The sequence below is a fragment of the bacterium genome, assembly GCA_023150945.1.
Classification (GTDB): Bacteria; Zhuqueibacterota; Zhuqueibacteria; order Zhuqueibacterales; family Zhuqueibacteraceae; genus Coneutiohabitans.
On the sequence record JAKLJX010000058.1, the window covers coordinates 1 to 384 of the forward strand.

Genomic DNA, 384 nt, shown 5'->3' on the forward strand with positions numbered 1-384 from the left:
AATTATCCTGGCGTCCAGCGTGCCGGTTTTGATTAATCTGCAAGTGAATACAATCGTGCCAACCGTCCTCAGTCTGATTGTGACCATCCTGGTTTCGGTGGAGAAGCTTTTCCACTTCCGGGAGCATTGGCGGAATTACGACGAAATGGCCGCCATCTTGCGCAGTGAGCAGCTCAAATTTCAGACGAGAGCAGGTGAGTATGCGCCCAAAGAGCAGGCTCCTGACCAAAACAAAAATTTCGATGAAGCTCAGAATCCTGAAGCAGGCGAGCCGGTGACTAAAGGCCAGCAAACTGACGGAAACCAGAACGTGACTGAAACGCAGAATGCGACATCAGGCAAGCACGTCCGCAAAGATCACAATTCCGACAGTGCCTTTAAGAT

At 50.5% G+C, this 384-nt stretch carries 1 protein-coding gene; it reads left to right on the top strand.

The features are described 5' to 3' along the window. On the top strand, positions 1-384 hold a 384-nt coding region (locus L6R21_27985), incomplete at both ends, for a DUF4231 domain-containing protein (protein MCK6563047.1).